A 21172-nucleotide genomic window follows, 5' to 3' on the forward strand; every position below is an offset into this window, starting at 1 on the left:
GCAGGATGTCTGATACTCAGGAAACCTCGGCGCAAGCACCGGTCAAGGAAAAGAAGAAGTCCAACCAGGAAAGTAGACCCGGATCGGTAAGTCCGGTCACAATGATGACCGTCTATCTGTGCGCTGCGATTGGCGGAACCATTACGGCCATTGCCGATATCGTACAGAAAGAACAAGCGTCTGCAGTTCTGAAGATGACATCAGTTTCGGCCCGTCATCTCGATCTGGCGGTTCCCCCGCTCTACGTTTTTGCGATTGTAGTCGTTCTTGGCGTCCTCCTCTGCTTCGTCTTCCAGCCAAACAATCGGCGGGCAGGATTTGCGGTTGGAGCTGGCGTCATTGCCTCAATAATGACCGTTACACCATATCAACCGCTCAAATCGGGCTTGCCCACGGCACCTGACAGCAGTCAGGAGGACAGTCTCAACCTGCCAACGAACAAGACCATTCAACTGGCCTCGTCCGATTTTGGCGGGCTCATGCTTGCAATGGATATTGTCGACCTAGCAATTGTTCCCGTGAAAAACGACCTCGCGATTCCCGTTGAAGTCAAAGTCTCGTTTTTCGATCGGAATGCGCGTCGACCCTATGAACAGGTTCAGGCTATTGCCGCCGGCCAGACGGCGGTATTCGAGTTCTCTGCCAAAGCTGCCAAGGGTCAAGTCAACGGTGAGCTGTTCATCCAAGTCGGTGGCGAGCGATCGAGCTACGTAAGTGTAAGTGGCAGTGGTCCTTACCGATCAAACACACTGCTGCTGACAAAAGCTGTCCCCTCTTTTGCGCAATCACAGATCAACAAGGACGCGCTCAATTCATATTCCACCACAACGACACGCGCCCCTCGCCCAGCCAGTGACAGCGAAGTTCGCCAGATCTACAACAAACCGACAGGTTTTTTTAACAGCCTGCAGCAAAAGTTGCTGACACCGAAAAAGTGGTGAAATTGGTTGTTGCCTGACCAAACAGGTTTTGGGGTGCCTGTGCTGATTTCAGCGATAGACTTCAGATTTCATTGTTCCCGTCCGGGCACGCGCTTAAACTCGTGTGTTGGCGAATCCATTTCCAATCCTTATCGGGACAAGGCCCTCATTTTTTGGCTGACCAAAGTATCAAAATCCTGCGAGGCAGGCTGCTCACCTTCCAAACATGTCCGCAAGGACCGGACGATGTAAGCGCTTATTCCTATGAACCGGACGGTGCACTGCTGATTTCAGACGGAAAAATCCTCAAACGCGGCACGTATTCGGATGTCCGCACAAATGCACCGGACGGTACACAGGTTGTGGATCACCAACCACACTTGATTGTCCCGGGGTTTATCGACACGCATATCCACTTCCCTCAGGCACAAGTAATCGCATCCTGGGCAGATCAGCTTCTTGACTGGCTCAACGACTACACGTTTCCCGCAGAAATTCGTTTTGCCGACAAGGCCCATGGCAAGCGGATCGCCAGCGAGTTCTATGACGCACTTCTTTCCAACGGTACCACGACGGCCGTTGCCTATTGTTCCAGTCACCGGAACTCAGTCGACGCCTATTTCGAGGAAGCCGAAGCGCGTGGAATGCTGATGCTCGGCGGCAAGACAATGATGGATCGAAATGCGCCACCCGAACTTTGTGATACGGCGCAAAGCTCATACGACGACAGCAAGGCACTTCTTTCAAAGTGGCATGGACGCGGCAGGGCTCACTACGTCATCACGCCTCGATTTGCGATCACTTCGACGCCGGAACAATTGGAAGCTGCAGGAACACTTTTGAAAGAGCACCCTGCATGCCATTTGCAAACGCATATCAACGAGAACCACAATGAAATTGCCTATACGCAGGAGCTCTATCCTGATGCTGCTCATTATCTGGGCGTCTATGAGAGCTTTGGCCTTCTCGGTTCCAAGACACTCCTGGGTCACTGCATCCACATGACTGGTCACGAACTCCAGGTGATGAGGGAAACCAGATCAATTGCGGTCTTTTGCCCAACTTCAAACCTTTTCCTGGGAAGTGGCCTCTTCGACAAATCAGGGATGGAAAGCGCTGGCATCAGGACTGCAATCGCAACCGATGTCGGCGGCGGGACAAATTATTCAATGCTTCGAACCCTGGATGAAGGCTACAAGGTTTTGCAGCTTCAACGCCAACGCATGCATCCGCTCACCAGTTTCTATTGGATGACACTAGGAAATGCCGAAGCCCTCTCCCTATCCGACAGGATCGGAACACTGGAACCGGAAACTGATGCAGACGTCGTGGTGTTGAATGCCAATGCGACCCCGCCAATGGCTTTGCGCATGGAAACTGTCGAAACACTTTCTGAAGAGCTCTTTGTGCTGCAGACCTTGGGCGATGACCGCTCCGTTGTTGAGACCTACGTCTCCGGTTCACCTTCGAAGATGTAACATCAGCTGGTCCGGCTTCTGTCCTAAAGCCTGTCTGGTTGGGCTTGAACTGTTTTGCGAAGTGCGATTGCCTGAAACACAAGCATGCAAAGTGCTGTGAAGGCAAAAACACTGAGCACTATCGACGACATCCCAAAAACCGGACCAAACCCAACTGCTTGCAGCAACGGCGTCAGCAACAGGGGCGATATCACTTGGCCCATGAACATTGCAGTCGTCACCATTCCCGAAACCCTGCCACGCTTGCTCTGTGGTGCCACACTTAACGCAACCAGAAAGAGCGCTGGTTGGACCAGAGCGTAACCTGCGCCAATCTGCACAGCCCCGCCAAGAACCGTTGGCCAACTTGCATCCACCGAGAGTGTCGCAAATCCAGTGCCCATCAACGCAAACCCCAGGGCAAATGTTGCACGCAACCCTAGGAAACCACTTATGCGCTTGAACACCATGGCCACGCAGCCGCCAGTGAGCGTCAATGCACCCAATCCAATCGCAGTACCCGACGCGCCATCCATTCCGTTCTCCGACAAAAAGAAAGGAAGCTGACTTGGCATCAAGAAGAAGAGCATCACAGTTGCCGTTGTGAGCAACGACAAGGCTGATGCACGCAAAAACCAGTTTCCATCAGATGGTGCATTCTGACCTTCGGGCGCTGGTTCCCGATTGGCCGCATATTCTCTCTCTCGGCGCAACAGGGGCAACAAAAGCGGCAACAGCAAAAACGGCAATGCGTAGATCAAGAATGGCCAACGAGGCGAATACCCCGCAAGGAAACCAGCGAAGCCAATGTACAAGAACCCGCTGAAGTTAATGGCGGCTGTTTGCAACCCCATGAAAGCACTGCGGCGATTGCCTTCAAAGAGGTCACCGACCAAGGCAACTTGAGCTGTCATGGTCAAGGCAACGGCAATACCAAGAACTAAGCGGCTAACCAGAACGGAGAACAGGTCAGGCAGATAAGCGCCTGCACTGCCGCTCAACGCAAACAGTATGACGCCTGAAACCAGAAGGGGTGCGCGGCCAAATCGGTCTGCGAACATCCCGGCAATCGGTGCCACAAGCACCACTGTGAGCGAAGGTGCAGCCACTAGAAAACGCGTGAGATATGCAGCCTGTACGTTGCCGGAAAAGGCTTTCTCAAGCTCTGGCAGAGCTGGACTGATGGTGGCGTTTGCCATGATTTTGAGTGTCGCAACCAAAAGCAAAGCGATGGTTGTTTTCTGCAACCAGATTGGCGGGCGCGAGGAATTCTCATTGCGGGGCACGGCTGTTGTCCTTGAACATTTATCGGAATCGCGCAACCCTACAAGTTCAAGTCGACTTGAGGTCAAGAGATGAAATTATTGGATATTTCAGAATTATCGAAATCAACCGGCATCGCTGCTTCGGCCCTGCGCCATTATGAGGAGAAAGGCCTGATTGCCTCCATCGGGCGCCGAGGTATGAAGCGTCTCTTCGCACCGGATATCATTGATCAACTTGCACTCATCAACCTCGGCAAAGCAGGTGGGTTTTCGCTCGACGAGATAAAGACAATGTTTGGCCCGGATGGGCGCCCTGCTCTGTCCAGGCAAAAACTTCACGCGCGTGTGGATGAGCTGGACAGGCAAATCGAGAGGCTGAACGCATTACGTGATATGATCCGTCACGTCGCCGAGTGCCCGGCACCCAGCCATATGGAATGTCCAAAGTTTCAAAAACTGATCAAAATCAGTAGCAAAAGGTCACTTGGGAACTCACCAACGGCGCCGACCTGGTCGCGCTCAAAGTGACGCTCACCTTCGAGAAAAGAACAACACCACTTGCCTTGCTTGACGCTGAAAAAGGCCAGGACCGCTGGCTTCCTCGTGTCGAATTTCCACGTTGCGGATCACATGGCGCACCAGCAGCAAAGAGGCGATCCCGAAGACGACCCCACCAGCGGCCTGACCGATTAACACGCCAGGTGCTCCGAAAAGAGTCCCACCGATCCAAACGAATGGGATCGTACCAAGCGTGTGCCTGCCCCAGTTCATCCAGGTGGAATAAAAAGGTCTGCCCAGGTTGTTGAAGAACGCATTGGACACAAAGAGTGCGCCATTGAAAAAGAATGCAAGCGCGAGCGGACCACAAAACAAGTAAATCAATGTCAGTGCCAAACCGCTAGCATCGAACAAATGGACGATCGGACCGCGCAGAAAATAGAGTGCAAGCGCAGCCGTCCCGACAACGATCGCGGTAAACAACAACGATTCACGCAGCACACTACGAACCCGGTCATACTTTGCAGCACCGTAGTTCTGACCCACAATCGGTCCGATTGCACCGGACAAGGCAAATATTGTCGCAAAGGCAAGTGGTGACATACGCGCCACAACGGCCATGCCAGCAACCGCCTCCTCCCCGTATTCGGCCATGGATCTGGTTACCCAGGCCTGTCCAACAGGTGTCGCAAGTTGAGTGAGGATCGCGGGAAACGCGATTGCTGAAATGGGTGGAAGGTCGATCAGCAGTTTTTTCGCCCTTGGCAGGCTCAATCCACCATGGTGGCGAATGAGAGGCGCCAGTGCGAAGAAGGCGATAGCGACCCGAGACGCTGCACTTGCAAGTGCTGCACCGGTCAATTCCAGATCCAGCCCGAAAATCAGGATGGGATCGAGGATCGCATTTACCAGACCACCCGCAATCGTCGACATCATTGCTCTTTTGGCATCGCCATGGGCACGCAAGATCGCCCCACCTGCCATGCCAAGAAGAAGTAAGGGCAAGGTGGGCACTATGATCGCCAGGTAGTGAACGGCAAGCTCGTGGGTTTGTTCTCGAGCGCCCATGAGAGAGACTAGTTCATCCAACGAAAACCAGACGGCGACAGCAAATACGCTACAAAAAATTACGCCAACCGTCAGAGCGTTAGCTGCCTGTTGACGCGCCATCTCTTTGTCTCCGGCGCCCAGTGCTCTGGCGACAAGTGCGCCTGCTGCAATGGCAACGCCGATGTTGAACGACGTGGTGAAAAAAAGAATAGCCCCGGCATATCCGACAGCTGCCGCCAATTCGGCTTTGCCAAGCATTGAGATGAAGATCATGTCGACGAAATCGACCGCAAATATCGCCATCAGGCCGACAGAAGAGGTCAAAGACATCACTGTGATGTGACGGAACAAGTTTCCGGTGAGAAATTTTGCCTGGTTCATGACGCCTTGGGACGGTTCGGTCGAAAACCCCAGTGGATGTCGGATGTCATTTGCCACACACAAGAACGATCCGGACAGCCCATTAAACAGGAAAAGACATGAGGGCCTAAGCCCAAACTTTTGGAAACAAAAAAGCCTGCCGGAACAAGCCGGCAGGCTTTGAAGGTCTTTGGCGTAACAGTCCTTTGAGCGATTAACGCTTGGAGAACTGGAACGAACGGCGTGCTTTGCGCTTGCCGAACTTCTTACGTTCAACAACGCGGCTGTCACGTGTGAGGAAGCCGTTTTTCTTCAAAATACCGCGAAGCTCAGGCTCGTAGTGTGTCAGGGCCTTGGAGAGACCGTGACGTACAGCACCTGCCTGACCGGAAAGTCCACCGCCGGTGACAGTCGCAATGACGTCATACTGACCGGCACGGTCCGTCAACATGATCGGCTGTTGCAGGATCATCTGGAGGACAGGACGAGCAAAATACTCAGTATAGTCCTTCTTGTTGATCACGATCTTGCCAGTGCCCGGCTTGATCCATACGCGCGCAATAGCGTCTTTACGTTTGCCAGTCGCATATGCGCGACCTTGTGCGTCCAACTTCTGAACGTGGACCGGTGCTTCAGGGGCTGCGGTTTCGACCGCGCCGCCCAATTCTTCCAAGGATTGCAGCTCAGCCATCGTTAAGCCCTCTTGCCGTCATTCTTTGCATTAAGGCCCTTAACGTCGACGAGTTCCGGCGACTGAGCTTCGTGCGGGTGGTTCGGACCAGCATAAACCTTGAGGTTCTTCAGCTGCTTGTTGGACAGAGGACCGCCTGGCATCATGCGCTGGACAGCTTTTTCCAGAATACGCTCAGGAAAACGGCCTTCCAGGATCGCACGAGCTGTGCGTTCCTTGATGCCACCCGGGTGGCCGGTGTGCCAGTAATACTTCTTGTTGTCGTACTTACGGCCGGTGAGCACCACCTTGTCAGCATTGATGACGATAACATTGTCACCCGTGTCAATGTGAGGCGTATAGGTCGGCAGATGCTTGCCGCGCAGGTGATTGGCGATGTAGGCAGCCAAACGGCCGACGACCATGCCTTCTGCGTCAATCAAGATCCACTTTTTCTCGACCTCAGCCGGCTTGGCAGAGTAGGTCTTCATGGGTTTGATCCATAATTGGTCGGTTAAAGAAAAGGCCCGCGCGACTTCATAATAAAGTCTGCGAACGGACCTTGAATTCGTTCGAGTGCGCTTATACGCCGACACACAAGTGAGGTCAATTACAAATATTTCGTCTTTGACTATTTTTTCTTTTATTTTTCAATTACTTAAAAAAACGGTATTATGATACCACACTTTTTGAGGTGCGAACCTTAGGCGCTTCAAATCGCATTTGTTCCGTGAAGGCTTAGCGATTTTACGCGCGCTTAAGCGTTGATCGATAGGGTGTTTCCGCAAATTACCGGAGGCAACAGAATGGGTTTGGCCAGCCTAATCAATGAAAACCGTAAGCCGATCCTATTCGCATTGGCGGGAACGATTGCCGTCGTTGTGCTTGTTGCTGCAGCGCTTGACGAACTTATTGACTGGCAGGTCCAGGTTGCAATTCGCAAAAACGCTGAAGTGCGTGCACTTAACTGGTCGGAAAACTTCTTTGCAACAACACCGAGTTCACGCCGGATGGTGGAGAAAGGCATTGCGACCCCTTCCGAACTGGATCGGCTGGAAAGTTCATTTGCCCTGGTTGATGTTATCCGTTTCGAGATGTTCAACCGTGAGGGTGTGCGAACGCTTTTGTCCGACACCGGGGTTCTTGACCCCTCCAGCGGTGTAAATACCACCGCGCTCCGGGTTTATGAAACGGGGCTGCCGCTCGTATTCATTCATGAAAAAGAGGACTACGAAACACAAGCGACACAGCTTGAAACCTATGTTGAGGTTTACCTGCCCGCAATTCTACCCTCTGGTGAAACGATAGGCGCGATTGAGGTCTATGTCGACGTAACGAGATTCGAAGATGAGCTGGAGGAAGTTTTTCAGCAAATCAGCGGATATCTCATCCTGGGTACGCTGCTAATCGGCCTTTTCCCTGCGGTTGCCTATGTTCGAACAACACGCCAAATCATGCGAAAGGACAAACAGCTGCTTGAATTGACCCGTTACGACAAGCTAACGGGCATTTACAACAGGGATACTGTTTCGACGTATCTGACGCAGTTTTTCGCATCGCCGGAGGCAGGAGGAAATCTCGGAATATTTTTTGTCGACGTCGACCATTTCAAACAAGTAAACGATCAGTATGGACATGCAGCAGGAGACAAACTTCTGCAACACATAGCGACCGTTCTAAAGGGCTGCATCAAAACTGAGACCGATTTGATAGGGCGCTATGGGGGCGATGAATTTGTAATTCTGATGCCAGAAATTTCCAGGGACATGTTCCGTGAAAGGTGTTCGCTCATTATGAAAGCGTCGCAAACGCCCTGCAGACACAAGGACATCAACTTCATCCCGAGCCTGAGCGTCGGAGCATATCTCACCGAAACCCGGGACACGGAGAAGTCGGCTCTGCACAAGGCCGACCTCGCTGTTTACGCAGCCAAACGCTCGGGCAGAAGTCAGTTGGTCGAATACACGCCTACACTGGAAGGTCTTTTTGACCAGGAAGTTTCAAGGCAGTCCGCGTAATTTTTTCGCCTGCGAATTATCGCGGTGGAATAGAGTAGGTCGCCGTTGCATGTGCAACTGGCACCTCTTCGCCCTCACCAGCGATTGTGCACTCCACAACAGCCAACCTTTTGCCAAGCTTCAGGAGACGACACGTGCCTAAAAGATCTCCCTGGTCCGGTTTGCGCAGAAAATTGATATTGAGATTTGTTGTCACCGCGAGAGCCTCGGGGCCAATATGTGCAAGAATGACTACATAAGCTGCCAAGTCAGCCAGTGCCATCATTGCCGGGCCGGATACGGTTCCTCCCGGCCTTAAGTGCATTTCATTTGCGCTCAAACGCACAACCGCCGTGCCCGAGGAAACGCCGTCTATCGAGTATACCCGGCCACCTGCATGTATTTGCGGAAACTCCTTGTCCAGCAAAGCCATTATGTCCAAAGCTGTCATGACTGGTTTCATCGGCATCTCATATCGCGTTCAAAAAACGTAAAAAATTCATTGCCAATTACGTAAACGTCAATTCCTTCAAATTGCAAGTGGCGATTTGGCTATAGGTACTGCCAGATATTCTAGTATTTCGTTGTCAACGATCGCGACATGGTGAGGCGAGCTGGTAGCGAAACGAATTGCAAGGTTTGATTATTCTGTCGGGCTTGCCGTTATGACCTTGCGCTTTTCAATCTCTTGAGTTCCTCGGTTCCAGAGCCAAAGCGCTAATCGGTTCAAGCCGACACCCGACCTCATCTGAAATTCTTCGAAGTGAAATCTGCCGTGAGGCAGTCCTTCCAAAACCAGCTCTTTCTTCAAGCTTTTGCGCATTTCAACGGGCCCGCAGAAGAAAACGTGCGCTTCCATAAGCCGTCCACCGAGATCGTCAACAATACGATCCACAGTCAGGCGAGATCCTTGGTTTGAGTTGATTACAGAGAGTTCCAAGTTTTCAGTCTTCTTCGCAATTTGTTCCAACTCTTGCGCGTAGGGAATTTCGCCTCGTTCACGCACACAGTAGTAGAGTTTCACGGGACCGCTCTCTCGTGATTTCAGGCTTTCGGCGAATGCAAGAAAAGGTGTGACACCAATGCCCGCTCCGATCCAAACTTGGGGGTCCGCCCCTTTTGGAAAGGTAAAACGGCCGTAAGGACCCAAAACTTTGGCAGACGTTCCAACTTTTAGTTCTGCACGAAGGCGCCGCGTGTAGTCCCCAAGTTCCTTGATTGAAAACCGCAATGCTCGATCTTGGGTCGGAGCGGCACTCAATGTGAAGGGATGCTCTTCGGAAAGACCGGCTGCGTTCAATGAAAGAAACACAAACTGACCGGACTCATGCTTCAGTCCTTGTCCTTGTGGGTGAAGGACAACTTCTGTCAAACCCGTGAGGTGCTTGATGGATGCGACTTGATAAAGATGGCCACGCGGTGACAAAGGGCGGAGAAGCGCCAACCAGATGTAACTAAAGATGCCGAGCAAGCAAAAACTGGAAACATAGAGACCAAGTGGCTCCAGATTTGAAAAAGGCTTTTCAATAAAGAAAAAATGAAATGTCCCGAGAATGAAGAAAATCCCGATCAGCCTGTGGCTCCATTTCCAAAGATGATAGGGAATGAAGGTGATCACCGAAGCAATCGTCAAAATGAGCAATCCATAGAGTCCGACCTCTCCGATATCTTCGGCAATCCCTGACAAAGGCCCTCCCCGCAGACCATTGATTTCTGCGTCGATGATATCGTGCAGGCCGAGACACACCATCGCTGTGATGCCCAACCACTTGTGCAGCACATAAATTCTATCAAGCGGTCCGAAAACGAATTCCAGCCCAGGCAACCGGGTGGCAATGAACTGGTTTGTCCCAAACAAAATGAGAGCAACGGATCCGATGTATTGACTAAAAATCGCGATCGGATCGCTTGATGACATCAAGGGCCAATACCAAAGAAGTGGCACCGTCGATGCGACAAATATGAAGATGAAGCCAATCAAGCGCACACTAAGAATTCCATTTGTGTTCGCGGCGACGAGGCGGTCGACCGTGCTTGATTTCGTTAGAGTTTCCCGCGGAGGAACGCAATGGGACAGGAAGACAAGTCGACAAAAAGGGCGCTCATTGAGCGCCCTTTAGAACCAAAGTTTATGAAGTCAGTCGCGTATCAGCTGCGGCGGCGCCCTCTACGGCGACCGACACCAGCAGCTTCACTTTCTGCCCGTGCTGCATCTGCTTTCTTGTTCGGCGGGGAAACCAGTGGACCGATCTCGGAAATCATCGTTTCAAGCGTCGGTCGTGGCCCGGGTTTATGATCGTCCAAAGCTCTTCTCATGGCGGCGAGATGACTTGGAGACGTTCCGCAACAACCACCAATAATTCGTGCTCCGACATCCATTGCCATATGGGCATATTTCGCCATCAGTTCGGGTGTACCCGTGTAGACGACTTCGTCACCTTGGATCTGCGGGATACCGCAATTGGCTTTGGCGACAACAATCGCGTCAGGATACGCATCTGTAATTTCCAAGATGGCTGCCAAAAGGTCCGACGCTCCGACACCACAGTTGGAACCAATCGCGGCCGGTGTACACGCAAATTGATTTTGCAATTCACCAAGGTTTGCAGGAGCAAGACCCATCATAGTCTTGCCAGCTGTGTCAAAACTTGCCGTTATCACAAGCGGCAGATCGAATTCACTTGCAGCCTCAGCAACCGCTTTCATCTCCTCGACGGCTGACATTGTTTCGGCCCAGAGAATATCTGCGCCCCCGTCCCTCAGACCTTCGATCTGTTCCCTGAATGCCTCAACGCCTTCCTGGTAGCTCAGAGCGCCGAGCGGTTGAAACAGTTCTCCAGTGGGACCAATGGAACCCGCGATGAGAATTTCGCGATCGGTCTCTTCGCAAACTTCACGTGCCAACTGCACACCAAGGCTATTGAGTTCGTTCACCCGCTCCTCAGCCGCATGCAGTTTGAGACGATGGCGGTTGCATCCAAATGTGTTCGTCAGAATGATATCAGCGCCAGCTTGAACGAAGGACCTGTGCAGGGCCTTGATTTTTTCCGGCTCGTCCGTGTTCCAGAGTTCTGGCGCATCTCCTGAGACGAGCCCCATGTCAAACAGATTGGTACCGAAAGCGCCGTCCGCAAGAAGGGCACCGCGTCGGGACAAAAGGCTTTCCAGCTTGGACATTCAGCTGTCTTTCTTTTCAATTTTTTTTCGGAACGGCCCGCAGGCTCTCAGGCAACAAAGGCAGGCCTTGCATTGTGCTCGCTGTTTTCCCTTTTGAACCAAGAATGTCAATGGACAAACTGGTGAAAGCCTAGCAACAAAACTACATGACGCATTTACGGTATTGTGCGACGCATCTGATGCCCGGTAACAAGTGCGCCTGATCGAGACTACGCCAACTAAAATTGATCCTGGGAGACACGAAATGTCTGACGCCGCCCCATCTGGTCGACGCGGTAGAAACGCCCGTAGAGAAAGGCGCCAAGCCGGCCCCGGCGCAATGGCTGTTCCATTTATCTCACGAAATATTCCCAACTATGAAGTCTTGACCGATGAAGGGGCTGCTCGGATCGAGGCAAATACAGACAGGATTCTTGCCGAGATCGGACTGGAGTTCCGAGAGGACCCCGAAGTTCTCGAAATCTGGAAGTCCGCCGGTGCCGAGATCGATGGCGAACGCGTTCGTTTTCCGAAAGATATGCTCCGAGAAATCCTTAAATCGGCACCATCGCAGTTCACCCAGCATGCGCGCAATCCTGCTCGAAACGTCGAAATTGGTGGCAATAACCTCGTTTTTGCACCGGTCTACGGCCCCCCATTCGTAACAGATCTGGACCAAGGCCGCCGCTACGGTACCATTGAAGACTTCAGGAATTTCGTAAAGCTCGCCTACATGTCACCTTGGATGCATCATTCCGGAGGCACGGTTTGCGAGCCTGTGGATTTGCCGGTCAACAAACGCCACTTCGATATGGTTTATTCACATATCAAGTATTCCGACAAACCCTTCATGGGCTCTGTGACAGCTCCTGAACGCGCGGTAGACTCGGTTAAAATGGCGCAAATCGCATTCGGCGAAGATTTCGTCGACCAGAATTGTGTCATGATCCAGCTTATCAATGCCAACTCACCGCTGGTCTTTGATGCCACAATGCTTGGGGCCCTAAAGGTTTATGCCCGGCACAATCAGGCATGCATCGTCTCACCGTTCATTCTTGCTGGTGCCATGAGTCCGGTTACTGTCGCCGGCACTCTTTCCCAGGTATTGGCCGAAGCGATGGCCGGCTGTGCTTTGACACAACTTGTGCGGCCTGGTGCTCCAGTTGTCTTCGGTGCCTTTGTCAGTTCCATATCCATGCAGTCCGGAGCACCCACTTTCGGAAGCCCGGAGGGATCATTGCTTCTAAACGGGGCCGCAAAACTGGCCAGAAGGCTTAACCTTCCCTTCCGTTCCGGCGGATCATTTACCGCGTCGAAAAGCCCTGATGCACAGTCAGCGCAAGAATCTGCACAAACGATTCTTGCGACCGTTCAGTCAGGTGTAAACTTCGCGCTCCATTCCGCAGGTTGGCTTGAAGGCGGTCTTTGCTCTTCCTACGAGAAGTTTGTCATGGATGCAGATCAACTTGGCATGATGCACGTGCTTGCAAAGGGCATCGATATCTCCGAAGAAAGCTTGGCAATGGACGCCCTGGAAGAAGTTGGACCGGGAGGACATTTTCTCGGAGCCTCACACACCCAGCGAAATTTCGAAAGTGCCTTTTATCGCTCCACGATCGCCGACAACAACTCCTATGAGCAGTGGCTTGCAGACGGTGAACTGGATGCTGCAATGCGCGCGAATTCACGATGGAAGGAACAGTTGAGGGGCTATTCAGGACCGGATATTGACCCTGGGATCGACGAGGCCTTGCTGGAATTTATGGCAAAACGCAAAGCATCTTTTCCAGACAGCAACGTTTGAATTGTATTTCAACCATCGACAAAGGACGCCCGGCAATCTGCTAGGCGTCTTTTTTTGTGCAAATTCATAGTGCTTGCTGCAAAAAACTGATGCACGTTAGCAATAACTGAAGGAAGACCTGCGGATTTTTTGCATAATGTCTTCCAGAAGTTTCCAGCTTGAGTTAAAGGTTCCCATTCATTGCGGGTTTCTGATGCTGGAAACGCTCAGAAGCATGCGATAAGCTTGTGCACATGTATTCGGGGATCGGTTGTGCCAGGCAGGTTTAAAGCTTGAGGGAGCTGTTTGAGATGCGAATTCGCTGACCATTAATTTATTAAATACCTCAATGACTTGACCGATCTCGATAAATAAAACAGGTTGTTCTGTGGCGTCTCTTACCTCAAACATAAACATTCTCGGTTATTCTACGCGTCTCCCAGGTGCCAATGATTCTGGTGAATTCTGGTCTCTTTTGAAGAATGGCGAATGTGCAGTGAGTTCCGTATCGCCGGAACGCTGGCCGCTGACACGTTTTTCACATCCTTCACAATCCACTTCCGGAAAAACGTATACTTGGGCAGCCGGGCAACTTGATGATGTCTGGGGCTTCGACCCATCGTTTTTTGGCATTTCCCCGCGGGAAGCGGTCCAAATGGACCCACAGCAAAGATTGCTTCTTCAGTTGGTCTGGGAAGCACTTGAACATGCGAATATGCGTCCGAGCGATCTGGCAGGTTCAAATACCGGGGTTTATGTAGGCGCATCCTCATTGGATTACCACCATCGTTTTTTGGTGGATCCTGCAATGGCCGACATGCAATTCATGACCGGCAATACGCTGTCGATTGTCTCAAACCGTATTTCTTACATTTACGATCTTAGGGGCCCAAGCTTCACCGTAGATACAGCTTGTTCCTCCTCCATCGTCGCCTTGCATGAAGCCGTGTCCGCCATTGAAAGTGGACAGATTGACACCGCCATTGTGTGCGGCGTCAGCTTGCTTCTCAGTCCATTTGCCTTTGTCGGCTTCTCAAGGGCGACAATGCTCTCGCCGACCGGTCTCTGTCAGGCTTTTGACGCCAACGGTGATGGATATGTGCGTTCGGAAGGTGGCGCAGTACTGGTTTTGCGGGCAGACCGCGCAGGAATACCAGAAGGCTCCAAAAGCCACGGAAAATTGCTGGCAACCGGGATTAACGCCGACGGAAGAACAGTAGGTCTGTCGCTGCCTTCTCCCTATGCCCAAGCAGATCTGCTTCGGGAGATTTATGACGGTCTGGAAATAGATCCTTCAGAACTTGCCTTTGTCGAAGCGCACGGGACTGGAACGCGAGTTGGTGACCCGGCTGAAGCAGACGCACTTGGCAAGGTCATTGGCCAAAAACGAAGCGATGTTCTTCCGATCGGCTCGGTGAAAACAAATGTTGGTCACCTTGAGCCCGTGTCTGGCCTGATAGGCTTGCTGAAATCCGTCATGGCGCTTCGGGAAGACACTTTTCCGAAGTCCCTGCATTTCAACACGCCTAATCCGGATATCCCTTTTGACGAACTGAACCTGAAGGTCGCCGATCAAGCCGTTTCGCTTGAGCGAAATGGGAAACGCAGACTGGCGGGGATCAATTCCTTCGGCTTTGGCGGTACCAACGCCCATGCCATCATAGGTGACCCGGATCCGCTTCCCGTTCTACGGAAAAAGAAATCAAAGCAATCGCTTACGGCTGAAGCCCCACTTGTTGTCAGCGCTCGTTCCAAGGAAGCACTTCAGGAGCTGGCCGGTAGGTATCAGGACTTCCTATCAGACGAGCCAAATGAAAGCGTTGCAGACCTGATTTCGACGAGCGCACACGCCCGTGATCTACTGTCAGAACGGCTTGTCGTTCTGGGAAAGACGAAGTCTGAAAAAGCGGATGCCCTCCGTGCATTTTCTGAAGACGGAAATGAAAGTGACAATCTGATTGTCGGAAGCATCATCAAGCCTGATGCCAAGGTTGGATTTGTCTTTTCCGGTAATGGTTCACAATGGGCTGGTATGGGCCAAGAGGCCTATCAGGCAGACATTGCATTCCGGAATTCTTTCGACAAGGTCGACAAGATTTTCATGGGGCTCAGCGGATGGTCCCTTGTCACCACACTCTTTGCAGAAGATCTGGAAAGCGATCTGGAAAGGTCCGAGGTCGCGCAACCGCTTCTGTTTGCAATTCAGGTTGCCATTGTAGAAGCCTTGCGGGACAGAGGCATTGAGGCCTCGGGCACAACCGGTCATTCAGTTGGTGAGGTTGCAGCTGCTTGGTGTGCTGGCGCACTTGATCTTGAGCAGGCCGTTAAAGTCATTAGAGCCCGATCAAGCGAACAGGAGGTTGTCCGAGACCTCGGTTCCATGGGAGCATTGCTGCTGCCAGCGGAAAAAGCTGTTGAAGCCATCAAGGAGAGCGGCTTATCCCGTTTGGAGCTGGCGGCTGATAACAGTCCTCGCAGTGTCACCATTTCGGGCGATAGTGAGAGCCTTGACGCGTTTGCCAAATTCGCACGGAAAAAGAAATGGGCCATGCGGAAGCTCAATCTGGCATATCCCTTCCACAGTGCGCTTGTTGACCCGATTGAAAAACCACTATTGGCGGCCCTCAAAGGCCTGAAACCCTCGCACGCCGCTCTTCCCTTTTATTCGACGGTGACGCCAGAGTTGCCCGACGCCAAGGTGTCGGCCGAGTACTGGTGGAAAAATGTGCGCCAGCCCGTGAAATTTGCAGCTGCAATTGAAAACATGGCAGCCGACGATTTCTCAGTGTTGGTTGAAATTGGCCCCAAGGCCGTATTGGGCACATATGTGAATGACGTCCTGCGTTCGAAAGGCAAGAAGGCCAAATTCCTGGAAACGCTGAAGGAGCCATCGAAGAACTCTGAAGCGAGTGAAGGCAATCCACTTGACCGGATTGCCGCGTCGATCCTTGCAAATGGTGGCGTTACCGAACTTGAAAAATATGTGGGGCCGAAACCTGCGCGTTTGCGTCCACTTCCTTCCTACCCCTGGCAAAATTCGGAATATCGGCCCGAAAACAGTCCTGAGCACATTGATTTCATGTTTGGCCAAAACTGGCCCTTGCTCGGACACAGGCTCCGCAAAGACACTGCGGAATGGTTCAACCATATTGACAGCGGCTCTCTTCCCTTCCTTCAGGATCACAAGGTTGAGGACAGTGTTGTCTTTCCCGCGGCTGGTTATATCGAGATGAGCCTTCGCGCGGCTTTGCGCTGGACGCAGGGCGAAATAATTGAACTGCGAGATTTCGACATTGTTCGTCCTCTGGTGATTGAAGGCGACGAAGTCTGGGAAACGCAAGTCAGAATATCTCCCGACGACAGTGTTGTTGAAATTCTGTCAAGGCCAAGGCTCTCCGACAATGACTGGTCCTTGAATGCCCGGGGAACCTTTATCACGCCATCGACTTCGTCCCGGACACCGTGGCTCAAGACAGGCGAGCAGTCGGTTTCCCAGTTGAGCCATGACGAACTCTACAAGATAACGGAGACCTTCGGCCTGAATTACGGGCCTGCATTCCGTCGCGCCGACAAAGTCGTAAAGCATAGCGATACAACCGCGACTGTCTCCCTTCTTGGCCAGGATAGCACTGTTGAGCCGCTATCATTTGCTCTTTGTCCAACTCTTGTCGATGCTGGTTTCCATGGTCTTTTCGCCCTGCTGGACGGTGTTGAAGATATCCCGCAAAATACGTCGTTCCTGCCAATCAGATTGGGTACGCTTCGGCTTTTGGCGCCGGACACCAGACCGACCACCGTTCGAATTGAAGTCACCAAAGCCTCACCTCGATCAATCGAGGCAAGTTTTGAGTTTCTCGACGCTGATGGTCTGACTGTCGCTCGTCTGAACAAGTCTCGATTCAAAGCTGTCACGCTTGGGCAGGATGTGAGGCCGGATGACCTGGTTTACCGGCAGATTGCATCCATTCTTCCGGAGAGTGATCGAACATCTCCGCTAGAACAAACGTTCAAGGGAATTGAGGCGCTGGCAGCAGACCTCGGACTTGCAGGTTCTGATGATGAGGAGCTCGATGATAGCAGGGTGCTGATTGAAGCACTTGGCAGAACGATCGCTCATCAAACTCTTTTCAATAAGTTCGGCACTCGAATTGTCCGGGTTCCGGATTTGATGGCTTCCGGCGAGTTGCATGAAACCTCGGGTCCGCTTGCTTCCACTTTATTCTTATGGCTCTGCGAAAGCGGTCTTTGCAACGAAGGTGAAAACGGCTTCGACCTCAAGAACCCTGAAGAATTTCCGTCTTCGGCAGAACTGCTGCAAGCACTGACAGACGGCGGTGGTGAACACATAGCCGAGGCCGCCCTTCTTGCACGTCTTTGGACAGGACTTGAAACTATCCTATCCGATGGTTTGGAGGACACTGCCAACAAACTCTATTCCTCCAGCCTGTTTGAGGCCTACAAGGCTTCTTCGCCTGGGAAACGTGCATTGACCGACGCGCTCCAGAAATGCGCACTGAAATCCGTAGAGACTTGGCCGAAAGACCAAGTGCTTCGGATTTTGCTTGTTGGTGCAACAAGCGCGCTTGCCGCAAATCTCGACACAGTCCTAGATCCGACACATATGGCCCTGACTGTGACCGATGCGACTTCAGCGCAAGTCGGGCGCGGTGAACGTCTTTGGCAAGGTTCGTCTGCAACTGAATTTGTCGAGCCAACAGAAGCCGACTTCAAGTTTGACAATTATTTCGACATCATACTTTTCGATACGTCTCTTGCAGACATCGAAGCTGAAACGCTTAAACGGTTTGCGAGTTCAGCATTGACCAATGGCCTGATCCTTGCGGCTGAGGCTTTGCCACACCCATTGACCGATATGATCATGGGTGTTGGAAGTTCCTGGTGGGACGATACGGCAACGGCGGAATTCCCGGTAACCAAGCAACAAAGCAACTGGACCAAACCACTGGAAGCAGCAGGTTTCCGATTGGTTGAAAGTATACCGCTAAAGAGTGCACAAATCGAAGCTGACTTGATTGCCGCTCGTGCGCCTGAGAGTGTTTTTGATGAGACCACGGACGCCGACTCAGCTACTTCAAGCGCTCAAGACTTACAAAAATCTTACCTGCTACTGACCGATGCAGATGGTACTGCACATCGGCTTGCCGAGGGGCTGAAGTCTTGCCTTGAACGCAATGGTCACACGGCAACCCTGTTGGTTCCTGGCGAAGTTACAGAAGAACTTGGTGAGGACATATGGAGTGCGGCACTCGACGCAGACAAGCTGAGCACATCCCCCGATGTCGCCTTGAACAAGCTGTTGGCCGATCATCAAGGACGGGTCGTTCATTTATTGGGCTCATACGCCGACGACACAGATGCACTGAAATCTGTTGACACAAGAGCCTACAGCCTCATGGCGTTACTCAAGGCACTTGGGCCGAATACTGGCGAATTTACACTTGTTTCTCCGGCCGGTGCTCAGGACATTGCAGGTGGCAAGTCTGCAGTGCCCAGTCAGGCAGGGATCTGGGCATTTGGCCGGGTAGTTATGAACGAGTACCCTGATGCCAACTTGAAACTGATCGATGTCTCTCCAGACCTGGAACCGGGTATAGCGGCGGCACGCGTTGCCGACGAAATACTGATCGAGAACTGCGAGAGAGAAATCGTCCTAAACAGCGAAACTCGATCAGGTATTCGGCTCCTCAGAGGTGGTGTTCTGCCGGAAGCAACTCTTCCGGAAGGTGCTCGACCGGCAATGATGCTTGATATCCAGAGGCAAGGGTCGCTGGATCAGCTGAAATGGCAAGCCGTTGAACGCAAGCCCTTGCAAGGAAGCGACGTTGAGATTGCGGTCGACGCCAGCGGATTGAATTTCCGTGACGTGATGTGGGCTCTTGGATTGTTGCCGGAAGAAGCGCTCGAAGATGGCTTTGCGGGGCCTACACTCGGAATGGAATGCTGCGGACATGTTGTCGGTTGCGGACCAGACGTGACACGCTTCCAGCCCGGCGACAAAGTTATTACCTTTGCACCTGCTTGTTTTGCAACACATGTCACAGTCGCAGAAGCCGGATGCGCCCCCATGCCTCGTACGGTTTCGCCCGAAGAGGCAGCAACAATTCCAGTGACCTTCCTGACTGCATATTATGCACTGGTGCATCTTGCTGAATTGTCAAAGGACGACACTGTCCTGATACATGGTGGCGCCGGTGGTGTTGGTCTGGCTGCACTGCAGATCGCAAAGTGGCGCGGTGCCAAAATTATCGCAACCGCGGGATCTGAAGACAAGCGCAACACTCTGACATTACTTGGCGCAGACGTCGTCCTGGACTCGCGCAGCCTGGCTTTTGTCGATGCTGTGATGGAGGAAACACGAGGCGAAGGCGTCGACGTTGTTCTGAATTCTCTCTTTGGCGAAGCGATGGAACGCAGTATAGAAGTGCTGAAGCCGTTTGGACGTTTCCTGGAGCTTGGAAAACGAGACTATTACAGCAACACGCGTATTGGTCTCCGGCCATTCAGGCAGAATCTGACCTATTTCGGCATAGACGCCGACCAGCTTCTGACGCGTCAGCCTCAATTGGCAGTCGACCTTTTTGTCAAGTTGGTTGAATTGTTTGAAGATGGCGTTCTCAAGCCGCTCCCTCACCGCGTATTCGAAGCATCAGACGCAGTCGACGCATTTCGTCTTATGCAACAGGCCGGTCATATCGGAAAAATTGTGATCCGTCCGCCGCAGGTTCCAGAGGCAGTCGCCACCCAATCTGTCGTTGAGTTCGATGGCGACGCTGTTTACGTCATTGCCGGGGGCTTCGGTGGCTTTGGTGCAGCTCTTTTGCATCGGCTTGCAGATCATGGCGCCAGAAATCTCGCGGTCCTGAGCCGACGTGGCGCGACCAGTGAAGAAGCTAAGGCCGTCATTCGTGAATTTGAGGAACGCAAGGTTTCCATTGATGGCATCTCCTGCGACATCACCGATGAAGACGCTGTAAGAACTGCTCTCAGAGAAATCCGGGCTGGTGGAAAACAGATCAAAGGCGTCTTCCACACTGCGATGGTACTTAACGACGTCTTGCTTGCAAACATGGATCATGACGGTCTGACAAGCGTTCTTGCACCCAAGATTCGCGGCGCAGAGCTTCTAGACCGATTTACTGAAGACGATCCACTTGACCATTTCGTGCTGTATTCGTCTGCTACTACGCTTGTCGGAAATCCAGGACAGGCAAATTACGTTGCTGCGAACGGGTATCTGGAAGGCTTGGCACGCCGGAGGCGTGCAGAGGGCAAGCCTGGGCTGGCGATTGCCTGGGGTGCAATCTCCGACGCGGGGTATTTGGCTCGAAATGAAGACGTCAACGAGATGCTGTCTCGCAAGCTGGGTCGTCATGCATTGACTGCCAAGGAGGCGCTTGACGGTCTTATGTCGCTGCTTGCGCAGTCCGCAACCGATGACGTCTCAGAGGCTTCCCTCGGTTTTGCGCGGATCGACTGGCAAGCTGCCCGCAAAGACCTAACGCTGGTTGGAACACCACTGGTCAGCCTGTTGGGACTTGGCGACGAAGACGACGCCGGCGCAGATGGGATGGTTGATCTGGCAGCAATGCTTGAAGGCATGGATCAAGTTACAGCCGCACAAACTGTCGCCAAGTTGCTAGCTGCCGAAATCGGTAAAATCTTGAGGATTGCACCTGAGGAAATTGATCCGCACAAGCCTTTGTCTGATATCGGCATGGATTCCTTGATGGCTCTGGAGCTGCGCATGAGCGCTGAACGGCAGTTGGGTATCGATATACCGCTTATGTCTCTTGCGAACGGAGCTACACTCATCGATCTTTCTGGTCGGGTCGCCAACCGTGTGCTCGGCGAAGAAAATGCAACAGGCATCTCCGACGAGACGCAACAACTTGCAAGCTTGCATATGGACGACGAACGGCCGGAAACAGAAGATCTTTCAGACGTTGCAGCAGAAGTTGAAAACAAAAGCCGGGAACTTGGTTCTTTCCTGTAACC

The 21172-nt window shown here is 52.4% G+C and carries 13 protein-coding genes; 6 read left to right on the top strand and 7 right to left on the bottom strand.

Annotated elements, in window-relative coordinates:
• Positions 1 to 5 precede the first annotated feature (5 nt).
• Complete coding sequence (locus FIV00_RS18125) at positions 6 to 941, top strand: hypothetical protein (RefSeq protein WP_152502068.1); 936 nt, start codon at positions 6 to 8, stop codon at positions 939 to 941.
• 152 nt (positions 942 to 1093) lie between these two features.
• Positions 1094 to 2398, top strand: coding sequence for a guanine deaminase (guaD, locus tag FIV00_RS18130; protein WP_152502069.1), 1305 nt, complete (start codon positions 1094 to 1096; stop codon positions 2396 to 2398).
• A gap of 23 nt (positions 2399 to 2421) precedes the next feature.
• Here guaD and FIV00_RS18135 read toward each other — a convergent pair whose 3' ends face one another.
• Complete coding sequence (locus FIV00_RS18135; RefSeq protein WP_209006601.1) at positions 2422 to 3663, bottom strand: MFS transporter; 1242 nt, start codon at positions 3661 to 3663, stop codon at positions 2422 to 2424.
• 69 nt (positions 3664 to 3732) lie between these two features.
• On the opposite strand from FIV00_RS18135, the gene FIV00_RS18140 reads away from it, so the two are divergent.
• Positions 3733 to 4170 (top strand): helix-turn-helix domain-containing protein, encoded by a 438-nt coding sequence (locus FIV00_RS18140; RefSeq protein WP_152502070.1) that lies wholly within the window; start codon positions 3733 to 3735, stop codon positions 4168 to 4170.
• A 3-nt stretch (positions 4171 to 4173) separates the two neighbouring features.
• Here FIV00_RS18140 and FIV00_RS18145 read toward each other — a convergent pair whose 3' ends face one another.
• The 3 genes from FIV00_RS18145 to rplM form a co-directional block, all read right to left on the bottom strand.
• Complete coding sequence (locus FIV00_RS18145) at positions 4174 to 5571, bottom strand: MATE family efflux transporter (protein WP_152502071.1); 1398 nt, start codon at positions 5569 to 5571, stop codon at positions 4174 to 4176.
• 193 nt (positions 5572 to 5764) lie between these two features.
• Positions 5765 to 6241 (bottom strand): 30S ribosomal protein S9, encoded by a 477-nt coding sequence (rpsI, locus tag FIV00_RS18150; RefSeq protein WP_152502072.1) that lies wholly within the window; start codon positions 6239 to 6241, stop codon positions 5765 to 5767.
• Between the two features lie 2 nt (positions 6242 to 6243).
• Positions 6244 to 6711 carry a 50S ribosomal protein L13 gene (gene rplM / locus FIV00_RS18155; RefSeq protein WP_152502073.1) on the bottom strand — a complete coding sequence of 156 codons (468 nt, stop codon included), beginning with the start codon at positions 6709 to 6711 and terminating at the stop codon, positions 6244 to 6246.
• A 315-nt stretch (positions 6712 to 7026) separates the two neighbouring features.
• Between rplM and FIV00_RS18160 the strand changes: the two genes are divergently transcribed.
• Positions 7027 to 8238 carry a GGDEF domain-containing protein gene (locus FIV00_RS18160; RefSeq protein WP_152502074.1) on the top strand — a complete coding sequence of 404 codons (1212 nt, stop codon included), beginning with the start codon at positions 7027 to 7029 and terminating at the stop codon, positions 8236 to 8238.
• Between the two features lie 16 nt (positions 8239 to 8254).
• Here the strand turns inward: FIV00_RS18160 and FIV00_RS18165 are convergent, their stop codons facing one another.
• From FIV00_RS18165 to bmt, 3 genes are all read right to left on the bottom strand, one after another.
• Positions 8255 to 8686, bottom strand: a complete 432-nt coding sequence (locus tag FIV00_RS18165) for a PaaI family thioesterase (RefSeq protein WP_152502075.1) — start codon at positions 8684 to 8686, stop codon at positions 8255 to 8257.
• 174 nt (positions 8687 to 8860) lie between these two features.
• Positions 8861 to 10204: a ferric reductase-like transmembrane domain-containing protein gene (locus FIV00_RS18170; RefSeq protein WP_152502076.1), complete on the bottom strand. Its 1344-nt coding sequence runs from the start codon at positions 10202 to 10204 to the stop codon at positions 8861 to 8863.
• Between the two features lie 161 nt (positions 10205 to 10365).
• On the bottom strand, positions 10366 to 11394 hold the full coding sequence (bmt, locus tag FIV00_RS18175; RefSeq protein WP_152502077.1) for a betaine--homocysteine S-methyltransferase: 1029 nt from the start codon (positions 11392 to 11394) through the stop codon (positions 10366 to 10368).
• Positions 11395 to 11638: 244 nt separating this feature from the next.
• Between bmt and FIV00_RS18180 the strand changes: the two genes are divergently transcribed.
• On the top strand, positions 11639 to 13177 hold the full coding sequence (locus FIV00_RS18180; protein WP_152502078.1) for a trimethylamine methyltransferase family protein: 1539 nt from the start codon (positions 11639 to 11641) through the stop codon (positions 13175 to 13177).
• Between the two features lie 367 nt (positions 13178 to 13544).
• Positions 13545 to 21170: a type I polyketide synthase gene (locus FIV00_RS18185; protein WP_209006602.1), complete on the top strand. Its 7626-nt coding sequence runs from the start codon at positions 13545 to 13547 to the stop codon at positions 21168 to 21170.
• The last annotated feature ends 2 nt before the right edge of the window (positions 21171 to 21172 follow it).

Source organism: Labrenzia sp. THAF82, assembly GCF_009363435.1.
Lineage (GTDB): Bacteria > Pseudomonadota > Alphaproteobacteria > Rhizobiales > Stappiaceae > Roseibium > Roseibium porphyridii.